Source organism: Collinsella aerofaciens (genome assembly GCF_039062365.1).
Taxonomy (GTDB): domain Bacteria; phylum Actinomycetota; class Coriobacteriia; order Coriobacteriales; family Coriobacteriaceae; genus Collinsella.
Genome location: NZ_JBCJBI010000002.1, coordinates 77,963 through 90,624, shown reverse-complemented (window position 1 = coordinate 90,624; position 12,662 = coordinate 77,963). Strand labels below are relative to the sequence as shown.

Genomic DNA, 12,662 nt, shown 5'->3' with positions numbered 1-12,662 from the left:
CCTCTTTGTCACATTCCCGGAAAGCCTGTTTGGCGCAGGGCCTCGTAGAGGACGATGGCGGCGCTATTGGAGAGGTTGAGTGCGCTGATGCGGTAGTCGTCCGGATTGACGAAGTTGCCGCAGATATCCTGTTGAAGGATGGCCTCGTGGCTGTCCTCGGTATGCCCCAGCGATTCCTCGTGGGCTTCCCAGGCCTCGGCGTTATCGAGTGAGTCACAATCGCGCAGCATCGGGATGCGCTCGCAGCGCTCGGGCGCCGCGGCAAGCAGTGGCTCGGGAATGCCCGAGCTCTCGCTGCCAAAGACCAAGTAGTCTCCATCGCGGTAGGTACTCTGCGCATAGGTGCGGCGTGCCTTTTTGGTCAGCAGATGCAGGCGCTCGTCGGCAGGGGAGAGGCCGTTGCGCGCAAGGAAATCCTCCCAGCCAGCATAAGTCGTCACGTCCAAGTTTTGCCAGTAGCCCAGACCGGCGCGACGTACCGTCTTGTCATCGAGCGAAAAGCCCAGTGGCTCCACCAGATGCAGATGGGCACCGGTGACCACGCAGGTACGGCCTATATTGCCCGTATTGGCCGGAATCTCGGGTGCATACAGCACGATATTGAACATGAATCTCCTTGGCTCAGAACGAAAAACCACCACGAAGGGCACCTTCGTGGTGGTTTGGCGGTTACGTAGGCGGAAAAATACCCGCTTCGATAAACCTAGGCGCGGTGCCAGTCGGTCAGGCAGGCATCGAGGGAGGCGATGAGCGCATCCTTGTCCATGTGACGGCCGATAATGCACAGGCTCGTCATACGGTCGCCCGTCTCGTCGTCCCAAATTTGCATGATCTCGGGGTTCTCGTCGATGATCTTCTGCTTCTCGCCCTCGGGCGCAGAATCGACAAACAGACCGTTCTCCATCAGGCGCATCTGGTGGCCGGCCTGCTCAAACATGTAGCACATGTCCGGATTGCCGGTCTGCCACAGCGGACCCTTGACGCGGATGACCTCGTCGGGCCATTCCTGCTCAACAAAATCGGTGAACTTCTGCAGGTCAAACGGCTTGCGGCGCGAGTACACAAAGGTCTCGATGTCGTACTCGAGCACCTCGGGGTCGTCGTGCTCCTCGGGATGCTCCATGGCCTCGATCCAGGCGGCGGAGTTGTAGGCGCGCATAAAGTCGAAGCGGTCGGTATCGAGCAGCTCCTCCATGGGGACCTCGCCGTTTTGGGCCTCGACGATCATAGCGTCTTTCTGCAGGCTGCGCACGATGGCCTTGAGCTCGGCGATTTGCTCAGGGCTCACGGTATCGGTCTTGTTGAGGATCAGCGTGGAGCAGAACTCGATCTGCTGGATGAGCAGGCTCTCGATGTCGTCCTCGTCGATATCCTCTGCCAGCAGGTCGCGACCGCCGTTGAACTCGTCGTACATGCGGGCGCAGTCGACCACGGCCACGATGTTGTCGAGCGCGAGCTTGGGCTCGCCGCCCACCTTGGCCTCGTCGCAGAAGCTCGAGATGGTGTAGGCGATGGGGATAGGCTCGCAAATGCCCGAGGCCTCGATGATGATGTAGTCGAAGTTGCCCGAATCGGCGATGCCCTGCAGCTGGTTAGCAAGGTCGTCCGAAAGCGTGCAGCAGATGCAGCCGTTGGTGAGCGGGATGAGGTCATCGGTCTCGGAAAGGCCGCCGTCGGCGATAAGGCTGGCGTCGACGTTGATCTCGCCGATATCGTTGACGATCACGGCGGCGCGGATGCCGCCGTCGTTAGCGAGGATGTGGTTGAGCAGCGTGGTCTTGCCGGCACCGAGGTATCCGGTAAGCATGATGATCTTCACGGGTTTGTTGGGCATGTGCCCTCCTTTGTTAGACATGGCTTACAGTTGAATCTTATGCCAAACGCCTGCTCTTATACCCACGCGCCGGCAAATAACACAGGCTACTCCCAGGCTCCCCATACATCGGGGCAATAACCGACGGTGGCCTTTTTGCCGTTGCGCACGATGGGCTCGGCTAGAACCTGCTGGTTCTCGAGCAGCTTGTCGAAGCGCTGGCTAGGGGTGAGGTGCTGGATGAGCGCGAGCGTCTCCTCGTCCTTGGCCTTGGGGTTGAGCAGCTTGTCGATGCCGCCGACCGCCTGCATCACGCTCGTGAGCTCGCCCTTGCTCATCTCCTTTTCCTTAAGGTCGATAAACTGCACCTTAATGCGGCGCTCCTTAAAATAACGCTGCGCCTTCTTGGTGTCGAAAGACTTTTTGGTGCCAAAAATCTGGATATTCATGTTCCGCCGTTCTACCTGATGAAGTTTGTGCGCTCGCGATCGGCTTCGGGGGCTTCGATGCCGGCGGCCTGTCCTGCCTCGATACAATGCAGGAGCCAGGCCATGTTCTTGCCGATGTTGCGCATGGTGGCCAGGCCCTCGGCGTCCTGGGCAGCTTCACCCGGCATGGCGCCAAACACGTTGTTCCAGTACGTGGAGGCAACCACGGGCATCTGGTTGATGGTGAAGTACTTGTTGAGCACATCGAAGGTGGTCGACGTGCCGCCGCGACGGGCGACGGCGACGGCAGCGCCCGGCTTGTGCGCAAAGGCCTTGCTGCCGGCATAGAAGGCGCGATCGAGGGCCGAAAGGATGCGGCCGCTGGGGTGCGCATAGTAGACGGGCGAGCCAAAGACAAAGCCGTCTGCCTGCTCGGCGGCAGCGATGAGCTCGTTCACCACGTCATCGTCAAAGGTGCAGCGGCAATCGAGCTTGCCGCACTGACCACAGCCAATGCAGTCGCGAATGGGCTTGGTGCCCAGCTGAAACACCTCGGTATCAATGCCTTCGGCATTGAGTTGCTCGGCGACCTCGGCGAGTGCGCGGGCGGTGTTGCCGTTTGCCTTGGGGCTGCCATTGACCAAAAGAACCTTCATCACTAACTCCCTCTGCTTTTGGTGACTTCTGCAGAGGATTATCGCACGATGGGGGAGGCGGCGCGGGCGCGGCGCTAATCCAGTTTGGTGCCTGGCACCTGCACGGCTTTTCCGAGCAACGCTTTGAGCTCGTTCAAAATGGAAACGGGCTGACGGTCGACGCCGTCCAGATGGAGCGTGGCCACGCGAATGGGTGGCTGATATTCAAATGGGCCAAAGAGCACGGGCGAACCCAGGAACCGCTCGATTTCCTCTGCAATCGCATCGGTTTCTTCGGGATCAAAGTCGTCGAAAAGAGCCACGAACATCGGCCCCGTCGAGCGGAACATACGACCCTTACCGCGCGAGCATTCCACCAGACAGGCGGCACATTCTGCCAAAACGCGGTCGCCCGCATCAAAGCCAAAGCGGGCATTGACCTGAGCGATATCGTCGATTTTGATGGCGATCAAACCAGCCTTGCGCGCCACGCGACGCATTTCGCCAATGGCGTTGACCAGGGCGTGAATATCGCCCAAGCCGGTCACGGAATCGGTCGTATCTGCCAAGCTTCGGTTGATGATAATGCCCACATACATGCCGGGCTCGGTATCGGTGCCGTCCAAGCGGTAGCCCGTGCAGTCGCAAAGCACGTATTTTCCGGTGGCATCCATTACGCGATACTGCATGTAGTGGAAGTGCCACGTGCCGTTTATCACCATGTCGAGCTCGGCACGTACGTTGTCGCGGTCCTCGGGATGAACGCGGGCGAGCCACATATCGAGTGAGTTAAAAGGGTGCTGGGAGGGCAGGTCAAAATCGCGCACGGCGTTAACCGACCATTGCGATTCTCCCGTATCGAGATTGAGGATAAACGGATAGCGCGTCTCGGAGCTCATGGAGATCGCTTGGAACACCCGGTCGTTGCAGGGAAGCTGATCGACGATTGGACGTTGCGGCGCGTCATCGTCTTTCGGTTGCTGCACACGATGCATAAGCTTATAGCGATACATCTTGCGATCGGCATCCATCGTCATCTGGCGACGCGTGTCGCCAGCAAGTGGATCGACGCGTGAGCAGCCAAAGCTAAAGCTGCCGATCATGGGCGCCTTGCCACCTGAGCTCGCCTCGATCAGCCTGGTACGTACCTGCTCCAAGCGCTGCTCGAGTTCAATCTCGTTTGCGGAGAGCGAGATAAGCACAAACTCGTCTCCACCGATACGGAACAGCATCTCATCGTTCTCCATGGTTTCGGAGAGCGTGCGGCAGATGCCCAGAATATAGCGATTGCCTTCGGCGTGGCCAAACCTATCATTGCAATGCTTGAGATGGTCGATGTCAATATAGGCGCAGGTGAAGGGGTCGCCTTTGCGCCAGAGTTGCTCGACGTGACGGTCGAATCCGTTGCGGTTGCCCAAGTTGGTGAGCGGATCGATATAGGCGTTGCGCTCAAGCAGCTGGCGCTCTTGTTGCAGGATGGCATGCGTCTTTTGCAGTTGCTCACCAACGGCGCGTAGCTCAGCAGGCAGCGCGGCAACATCGAGTTCAGCGGTCGAGACGCCGTTCGCAAGTCGCTGAAGATAGGCAATAATCGATTGCTCGCCCAGGCGATATGACTCGTTCATGATGGATAACCTCCTTGGGCGGAACAACGGTTTGTATCATATCCCCAATTCGGTTTGAATTGGGGATATAAGTTAGCTAATGGAGACAAATATCCCCTTCGACGGTGGCGTTTTGCGCGCGAGCGTATCAGTTGTTATTGCCACCATCGAGCAATGCCTCAAAATCCTTCGCCGGCATGGGGCGGTAGTAGAGAAAGCCCTGAGCGTAGCGGGCGCCCATTTGTCGTAGCATGTTCGCCTGCTCATTTGTCTCGACGCCTTCGACCACGACGGGCAGATGGAGCGACTGCGCCATTTCGAGCATCGATGAAATGATTTGCGTGCTGCGGCCTTGATCGCGGTCGGTGGGCACAAAGGTGCGGTCGAGCTTGATGACGTCGACGTTGACGTTCTTGAGCATCGCGAGCGTGGACTGACCGGTGCCAAAATCGTCCATATAGGTCGAGAAGCCGCGGGTGTGCAGATCTGCGGTCAGCTTATCCACGGCCTCGGATTCTCCCGTATAAGCCGTCTCGGTGATCTCGATACGCATGAGCTCGGGCGGTAGGTTGTATTGGGCGGCGAGCGCCCCCATATGTTCGGCAACGTCGCAGGCAAGGATATCCACGCGCGACACATTAAGCGAGACCGGAACCACGCGAAGACGGCGATCGAGACGCTCGCGAAGCCATATGGCGACACCCTGCCAAATGTACTTGTCGAGTGTCACTACAAAGCCGCTTTCCTCGAGTGCGGGGATAAACGTTGCGGGCGAAATGAGAGAGCCGTCCTTGTCAATCCAGCGGGTGAGTGCTTCGGCGCCAATAATCTCGCCGGTTTCCATATCGACCTGGGGCTGAAGATAGTACGTGATGCGACCATTTGACAGCGCGTACTGGAATTCGGTCAGCGTGCGGTGGAACGCGACTTCGCGCTCGTACTCCGCGGGGCGGAAAATGGCAATGCGCTCCTTAAAGTCGTTTTTTGCGCGTCGATTGGTAAACATGGCCTTTGCCTGCGCATCGATGGTGATTTCCTCATTGGAGTCGATGGGGTAAACGCCCATGGACGGCCAGAAACCTACGCCATCATCATGTCTGGCTACTGCCTCACGAACACGGTTGTAGATTTGATGGACGGTGATGCGCTTAAAGGGGATGAGTACACAAAAGTCATCTTGGCCCCAGTACCCTGCGACGCCCATATCGGCATTCTCGATGTCCTTGAGGACCGTGCCCACATCGGCGAGTACGCGGTCGCCCTCGGCCTGGCCGTGCCATTCATTAAACAGGCGCATGTGGCCCATGTCGACCGTGGCGATGCACCAGGTGCCGTTGCGCCTTGTTTCGAGAAATGCGTTGGCGCGCCGCATAAATTCGCTGGGTCGATAGAGGCCCGTGAGCGAGTCGATACGTTCGGCTATGGCGCTTTTGCGCTCCGCCTCGGGTATGGGGAGGCTGTCGTTGGGAACAAGCCCGCCGGCCGTGCGAAGGCGACGGTCGAGTTCGCCTAAAACGGCGGTCGCTTGATGGGTTAAGTGCTCGTAAAAGGCCGGGACGACAAGGCAGACGGGAGTAATGGTGTCGCCTGCGATTCGAACAGGGGCGAAAACGGCCTCTTTAAGGTGGCGGGTCAGTTGCTCGAATGCCTCGTGGTCTAGGTCGTTGCTGAGCACGACGAACTGGACGCTTCGTGAACGGTAGACCCGGCTCCTGCCGCGGGTGATCGACAGCATGCGGCCTGCGTATTCGGCAAGCATGTTGTCGACAGCCTCGGCCCCGTAGAGCTCGTTGAGCTTTGTCGTGCCACGAACGCGCACCGCTATAAGCCCTGTCTCGCAACGATCGCGGCGGCAGGCGTCGATGGCGTTGGCCAGCATGCGCTGCGTTCCGAGGCCTGTGGCGGCGTCGACGGTTTCGGCAAGTGAGTGGTTGACGAGCTCGCCGACATAGAGCGAGGGGACATTTCCGTCTCCGTCGATACGAAACCCGCGAGCACGGCAAAGGACGTAGTCGCCGACGGCGTTGCGCACACGATACTGCATGACGCGACGGTGCTTGGTGCCGTTGTAGACTTGGTCGATGTCGTTGATGCAGGCCTCAAGGTCGTCGGGATGGACGCGCGTTTTCCAGTAATCGCGACAGTTGTCAATGTGCTCCGAGGGAAGGCCAAGATCGCGCAAGGCACCTTGTGACCAAAGGGTGCGATGTTTGTCCAAGTTCTCGATAAAGAAATAACGGCCCTCGTTGAGCATCGAAAAGGCGTCAAAAATACGATCGCTTATTTCGAAGTCGTCGGCGTGAACTTGCGTGATATTGCGTCGATCGAGGTGCATGGCATGACGTAGCTTGTAGTCGTACATGCGATGGTCGGCATCGAGCGTCATGCGATTGGAAGCCTCGCCCAGGGCGGGGTCGGCATGTGACACTCCGTAGCTAAACGAGCGGGGCATCTCGGAATCGTTGTTTTTGAGCAGAACCGTTCGGCAGTGTTTCAGACGTTCGGCGAGGTCGTCCTCGGTTGCAATCGTAGATAGGATGGCAAACTCGTCGCCGCCTATGCGAAACGCCGCTTCGCCCACCTTCATATACAGCTTAAGATAGAGACTTACCTGCAAGATATAGCGGTTGCCCTCGTCATGCCCAAAGACGTCGTTGCAGTGCTTGAGATTGTCGATATCGATGAACGCCATGGTAACGGGGGCGTCCTGCTCCCAGAGCTCCTCGAGGGAACGGGCAAAGCCGCCACGGTTGCCAAGCCCAGTAAGCTGGTCGGTAAAGGCAGTCCTGATCAGATCCTCCTGCCGCTCGAGAAGGTCACGGACGGTCTTTTCGAGCGTTTCGATGTAATTGCTGACAGTATCCATGTTCTAAGCGGCTTTCTGAGGTCGGGGCGGATTGCGTCGGGCGAGCTCGTTGTGTACACGCGTCGTTGCTCGGCGTTTTGCATGTATCCAGGCCCCCGCCTTGCTGCGTTGTTGAGTTAATTTGTCGGCTAATGTTCACTGTTGATAACAGCTGAGTAGTGTAAACAATAGTGCACAATTATATATGGGTGCACATGCTGTGGGCGGCTATTATTCGACAAGCGGTAGCGCGACGATGCGATGTTCGATGAAAATGCGACTGAGACGATATATGTTGACGGGTATACTTGTTCCGTTTGAATTTGTGGGGACGGAGATGGTCGCATGGCACAGTCAAATACGACGCGCACGGTGGGGCTGGCACTCGAGGGAGGCGGCTACCGCGGTATGTATACGGCGGGCGTGCTCGACGTTTGGATGGAGCACGGCTTAACTTGCGACCATATGGTGGGTGTCTCGGCGGGCGCGGCGTTTGGCTACAACTTTAAATCGCGCCAGATCGGCCGCGCCATTCGCTACAACAAGGCCTATTGTGCCGACAAGCGCTACGCAAGCGTGACCAGCTGGCTGCGAACCGGCGATATGTTCAATGCCGATTTTGCCTATCACGAGGTGCCCATCGAGCGCGATCCCATCGACCTGGAGACATATCGCGCCTGCCCCATGCGGTTTACGTGCGTGTGTACCGATATCGAGACGGGCAAGGCCGTCTATCACGATCTGCCGTATGGCGACGAGCGCGATATCGAGTGGATCCGGGCGTCGTCGGCAATTCCCGTGGCGACGCGTCCTGTCGCCATTGAGGGCCGCAAGTACCTGGATGGCGGCGTGGCTGATTCCATTCCCAGCGCATGGCTGTTTGCGCAGGGGTATGACCGCAATATCGTGGTACTCACGCAGCCGGCGGGCTTTGTGAAGCAGCCCAACAGTGTGATGCCCATGCTGCGGCGCGCGTTCCGTCACTATCCGGAGTTTGTCGCAGCGCTTGAGCATCGGCATGAGGTCTACAATGCCACGCTCGATGACCTGGCACGTCGCGAGGCTGCCGGCGAGATCTTTGTGGTGCGGCCGAGCGAATCGGTGAAGGTGCCGTCGCTGTGTCGCGAGCCCGATGAACTTGAGCGCATCTACCAGATTGGTCGCCGCGATGCGGAGGCGACCTTGCCGGCGTTGAAAGCGTATCTGGCGGGGTAAGGGTCGCATGCGGAAAGCGCATCCCGGAATGGAGATCCAAACTGGGATGCGCTTTCATTGCTGAAGATATGAGGCTGCGAATCAGCTGCTCGGCTTATGCCTATGCCTGCTGCCAGGTGTCGACAAGCTCCTTGGCCGCGGCGTAGGGGTCATCGGCGCTGCAGACGGCGCTCACCACAAAGAAGCCGTCGACGCCGGTGGCCTTGAGCTGCGGCAAGTCGGCTGTCTTGACGCCGCCGCCCACCACGATGGGCACGGGGCTTGCCGCGTGGAGTGCGGCCAGGTCCTCAAAGCTCTTGGTGATGATAGAGCCGTCGGCCGCGCGTCCGCAGTCGCGCTTGGTCTCAGTCTCGTGGAGTGGGCCGATGCCCAGGTAGTCGACTAGGCTCATGTCGGCGGTCTTGACGTACTCGAGCATCTCCTCGCAACGGGCCGAAAGGCCCACGATGGCGTCGGGGCCCAGCAACTTGCGACAGACCTCGACGGGAATATCGCTTTGGCCCACGTGCACACCGTCGACAGCAATACCCTGCTCGCGTGCGGCAAGCACACAGTCCAGACGGTCGTCGATCAGCAAGGCGACCTGACCGGTCTTGCCGGCCTGAGCGATTGCCTGCGCGGCGTCGCCGGTCAGCGCAATGATCTCGCGGGCGCTTGCCACCTTGGAGCGCACCTGGATGCAGGTAAAGCCGGCGTCGAGCGCCTGGGCCACCACATCGCCCACGGGGCGCCCGAGCGTGTTTTCGGGGCCGAGTACCAGATAGGCCGAGATATCAAGGTTGTCGCGGATGCTCATCGTGCTTCCTCCTGCTTTTTGATCTGTGCTTCCATGCGCTCGAGCTTGCCGGTCATGGTGTCGGTAAATCCGGGCCGGATATCGGCTTTGAGCACGACTTCGGTGCGGATGCCCTTGCTCGCCAACACAAAGGTTGCGTCGCGCACGACCTGCATGACCTCGTCCCAGTCGCCCTCGATCTCGGTGAACATCGAGGTGGTGCGGTTGGGAAGGCCGCTCTCGCGTATGACGCGCACGACCTCGGCGACCTCGGCGGAGAGCTCATCGCCGGTGCCGCACGGGGCGATGGCCACGGCGACGAGCGTGTTCATGCCGGTATTGGTTGTGGGCTCGGACATGGCCTATGCCTCCTCGAGCTCGAGTCGGTTATCGGCGATGTCTTGGGCGGTCGCGCGGTAGAGCTCATCGATAAAGGCAACCTTAAAGCTTGCCGGGGCATCGGCGACAGCGGCGGCACGCGTGCCAGCGACGTTGTAGACGGCGGTACCGCAGACGGCTGCCGTAAACGGATCGGCGGCGCAGGCATACACAGCCAGCACGCCGCCCTGCGAGCAGCCGCAGCCGGTGATCTTGGACATGAGCGGGCTGCCGCCGTGGGACTTGGCCACGGTCGTGCCGTCGGTGATCAGGTCGACTTCGCCCGAGACGACTACGGCGCCACCGGTGTAGCGGGCGAGCGCCACCGCGGCATCGCGGGCGGCGTCTACCGTGTCGGTGGTATCGACACCGCGTACGCGGCTCAGATCGGCCGCCTCGCCCTCAAGACCCCACAGGCCGGCGAGCGCGATAATCTCGGAGGCGTTGCCACGCACGATGGCGGGCTGGTACTGCTTGAGTTCGTTTACCAGCTGGGTGCGCAGGCTGCCGATGCCCAGACCAACCGGATCGAGCACCCAAGGCTTGCCGGCGTCGTGTGCCGCCTTGGCCGCGCGGGGAATCGTCTGCTCGTAGATGGGGAAGAGCGTGCCCATGTTGAGATAGATGGCGCCGCCGCCGGCAACGAGCGCTTCGCCCTCGTCGGGCAGATAGACCATGGCGGCTGATCCGCCCACGGCGAGCTGAGCATTGGCGACAAAGTCGATCGTCACCGTGTTGGTGATGGAGCCGGCCATCGGATTGGTGGCGCGAATCTCCTCCACGGTCTTGACCATATGTTGCTTAAGCTGTTCCGAATCAATCACTGCACATGCCTCCTTGGCATAGAAAAGGGGCGCTGTGCATAGACAGCGCCCCTGTAAAGGCGGCATGCTCCCTACGCCAGCATTAACTGACAGGTTCAAAGGATTGGGCCCCATGCCCTCTCAGCCTTGTGGTTTGCACCGCCGGCACTCCCGCATCGAATCTGTTGTTCCCTATACTAGCGCACCGTTACAATGGTTGCGGTGAAAATGACGGGGGGGGGGGACTCTATGATCAAACTTGTGCTGACCGATATGGACGATACGCTGATTCCGGCTGGGCATGACGGCGCCAGCGACTACGCTATCGAGGGCATTCATGCCATGCAGGCGGCGGGTCTGCACTTTGGCCCGGTTTCGGGCCGTCAGCCGTCCGCGATGGGCTGGATGTTCAAAAATTGTTCCGAGTGCTTTTCGACCGGTGCGTTCTGCAATGGCCAGGTCATGTTTGTGGACGGCGAGGCGGTAGCCTCGCATGCAACCGACAACGCCGCTCTTATGCGCTTGGCTGACTACTTGGAGCAAGAGACCGACGATACATTTCTAAAAGTCTACAGCCTGGGCGATGACTTTTGGGGTAACGATGCCTATTGCGTGACGAGCAATCCCGAGCGTGTGCGTCGCGCTATGGAGTCGGGCGGCAATGCATGGCTCAAAGGCGAAGAGGCCCCGTGTCGTCCCGTCGTCGATGGCGCGCCGGTGTTTAAGGCGAATATCTGGAGTGCCCGTTCGCGTGAGGAGCTCGCGGAGCTACGCGAGCGCGTTGCCGTTGAGGTGCCGGAACTCTCGCTTGTGTTTCCCAACAACCGAGTGCGCCTGTTCGACATCCTTCCGGATGGTTGGGACAAGGGCTGCGCTGCGCTGGAGCTGGCACGCGCCTTGGGCCTGACGCCCGACGAGGTGGCCGTATTTGGCGATTCCGATAACGATCTGCCCATGATCGATGCCGTTCCCAACTCCGTTGCAGTCGCCAATGCCAACGAGGCCGTCACGGCTGCCGCACGCTGGCATATCGGCGCTGCGGCAGATGATGCGGTTGCCGGGGCTCTGCATCAGATTGCCGCCTGCGCCGCGACGGGGGAGATGCCGTCGTTTATGCGTCAGGAGGGTGCAGCCGACGCGAATCTCGCGAACAGCTAAGGAGACAGCCATGAAGCTCCAGCAGCTCAGATATGTCGTCAAAGTTGCCGAATGCGGCAGCATTACCGAGGCCTCGCGCCGTCTCTTTGTGTCGCAGCCTTCGATTACCGCGTCGATTCGCGATCTCGAAAACGAGATGGGTGTGCACATCTTTGAGCGCACCAACAAGGGCGTCATTGTGTCCGAGGAAGGCGAGACCTTCTTGGGCTATGCGCGCCAGGTACTCGACCAGGCCGACCTGCTCGAGGGCAAGTACAAGGGCGCATCCGAGCAGGTGCCGCACTTTAGTGTGAGCTGCCAGCATTATTCCTTTGCCGTCAACGCGTTTGTCGACGTGATCCGCGAGTTCGATGCCGCGCGTTACGACTTCACCCTGCGCGAGGAGCAGACTCACGAGATTATCGAGGATGTCGCGCATATGAAAAGCGAACTGGGCATCCTGTACTTATCCGAGCATAACCGCGAGGTCATCGAGCGCATGCTGGTGGCCAACGAGCTCGTGTTCGAAGGACTCTTCTGCGCCACGCCGCATGTCTTCGTCTGCGCCGACCATCCGCTGGCGGACCGCTCCAGCGTGACGCTCGAGGATCTGGAAGATTACCCGTTCCTGTCCTACGAGCAGGGCAGCTACAACTCGTTTTACTATTCCGAGGAGCTGACCTCGACGTTCGAGCGTCGCAAAAATATCCGCGTGCGCGACCGTGCGACGTTGTTCAATTTGGCCATGGGCCTCAACGGCTACACGGTATGCTCGGGCGTGATCAGCCACGAGCTCAACGGCCCCGGCATTATCTCGATTCCGCTCGACGTGGACGAGTACATGGAGATTGGCATCATCACGCGCAAGAACACGACGCTCACGCGCTACGGTCGGGCCTATATCGACGCGATTCGTCAGCATATCTAGGCTGCTGTGCTCCGCACGGTTCAAGTCTCTTTATGACAGTCCAGACTGATATAGGAAGCATCTATATCAAACTGTTATAAACGTATATTTTACGATGACCA

Annotated in this window: 12 protein-coding genes and 1 riboswitch; of the genes, 3 read left to right on the top strand and 9 right to left on the bottom strand. The window is 59.4% G+C overall.

Features of this window, described 5'->3' with window-relative positions:
• Window positions 1-8 precede the first annotated feature (8 nt).
• The 6 genes from ABCN01_RS01580 to ABCN01_RS01555 form a co-directional block, all read right to left on the bottom strand.
• On the bottom strand, window positions 9-608 hold the full coding sequence (locus ABCN01_RS01580; protein ID WP_195233114.1) for a tRNA (cytidine(34)-2'-O)-methyltransferase: 600 nt from the start codon (window positions 606-608) through the stop codon (window positions 9-11).
• Window positions 609-703: 95 nt separating this feature from the next.
• Window positions 704-1,834: a GTP-binding protein gene (locus ABCN01_RS01575; protein WP_342995647.1), complete on the bottom strand. Its 1,131-nt coding sequence runs from the start codon at window positions 1,832-1,834 to the stop codon at window positions 704-706.
• An 86-nt stretch (window positions 1,835-1,920) separates the two neighbouring features.
• A complete protein-coding gene (locus ABCN01_RS01570; RefSeq protein WP_022093957.1) occupies window positions 1,921-2,262 on the bottom strand; it encodes an arsenate reductase family protein in 342 nt (113 codons plus the stop codon).
• Between the two features lie 11 nt (window positions 2,263-2,273).
• On the bottom strand, window positions 2,274-2,897 hold the full coding sequence (locus ABCN01_RS01565) for a flavodoxin family protein (RefSeq protein WP_195544244.1): 624 nt from the start codon (window positions 2,895-2,897) through the stop codon (window positions 2,274-2,276).
• A gap of 74 nt (window positions 2,898-2,971) precedes the next feature.
• Window positions 2,972-4,501, bottom strand: coding sequence for a diguanylate cyclase domain-containing protein (locus ABCN01_RS01560; RefSeq protein ID WP_342995644.1), 1,530 nt, complete (start codon window positions 4,499-4,501; stop codon window positions 2,972-2,974).
• A gap of 127 nt (window positions 4,502-4,628) precedes the next feature.
• Window positions 4,629-7,346, bottom strand: coding sequence for a bifunctional diguanylate cyclase/phosphodiesterase (locus ABCN01_RS01555; protein WP_342995643.1), 2,718 nt, complete (start codon window positions 7,344-7,346; stop codon window positions 4,629-4,631).
• A gap of 324 nt (window positions 7,347-7,670) precedes the next feature.
• Between ABCN01_RS01555 and ABCN01_RS01550 the strand changes: the two genes are divergently transcribed.
• Window positions 7,671-8,540 (top strand): patatin-like phospholipase family protein, encoded by an 870-nt coding sequence (locus tag ABCN01_RS01550; RefSeq protein ID WP_342995642.1) that lies wholly within the window; start codon window positions 7,671-7,673, stop codon window positions 8,538-8,540.
• Window positions 8,541-8,640: 100 nt separating this feature from the next.
• Here ABCN01_RS01550 and ABCN01_RS01545 read toward each other — a convergent pair whose 3' ends face one another.
• Genes ABCN01_RS01545 through thiM form a run of 3 tightly spaced genes read right to left on the bottom strand, consistent with a single transcriptional unit; the run spans window position 8,641 to window position 10,517 of the window.
• Window positions 8,641-9,336 carry a thiamine phosphate synthase gene (locus ABCN01_RS01545; RefSeq protein ID WP_006234517.1) on the bottom strand — a complete coding sequence of 232 codons (696 nt, stop codon included), beginning with the start codon at window positions 9,334-9,336 and terminating at the stop codon, window positions 8,641-8,643.
• On the bottom strand, window positions 9,333-9,674 hold the full coding sequence (locus ABCN01_RS01540) for a thiamine-binding protein (RefSeq protein ID WP_260699032.1): 342 nt from the start codon (window positions 9,672-9,674) through the stop codon (window positions 9,333-9,335). The genes ABCN01_RS01545 and ABCN01_RS01540 overlap by 4 nt, the downstream gene beginning before the upstream one ends.
• 3 nt (window positions 9,675-9,677) lie before the next feature.
• Entirely contained in the window at window positions 9,678-10,517 is an 840-nt protein-coding gene (gene thiM / locus ABCN01_RS01535) for a hydroxyethylthiazole kinase (RefSeq protein ID WP_342995640.1), read from the bottom strand.
• Window positions 10,518-10,568: 51 nt separating this feature from the next.
• A riboswitch (TPP riboswitch) is annotated at window positions 10,569-10,679 on the bottom strand.
• A 66-nt stretch (window positions 10,680-10,745) separates the two neighbouring features.
• On the opposite strand from thiM, the gene ABCN01_RS01530 reads away from it, so the two are divergent.
• Both ABCN01_RS01530 and ABCN01_RS01525 read left to right on the top strand, forming a co-directional pair.
• Window positions 10,746-11,654: an HAD-IIB family hydrolase gene (locus tag ABCN01_RS01530; RefSeq protein ID WP_342995639.1), complete on the top strand. Its 909-nt coding sequence runs from the start codon at window positions 10,746-10,748 to the stop codon at window positions 11,652-11,654.
• 10 nt (window positions 11,655-11,664) lie between these two features.
• A complete protein-coding gene (locus ABCN01_RS01525) occupies window positions 11,665-12,561 on the top strand; it encodes a LysR family transcriptional regulator (protein ID WP_055286633.1) in 897 nt (298 codons plus the stop codon).
• Window positions 12,562-12,662 lie beyond the last annotated feature (101 nt).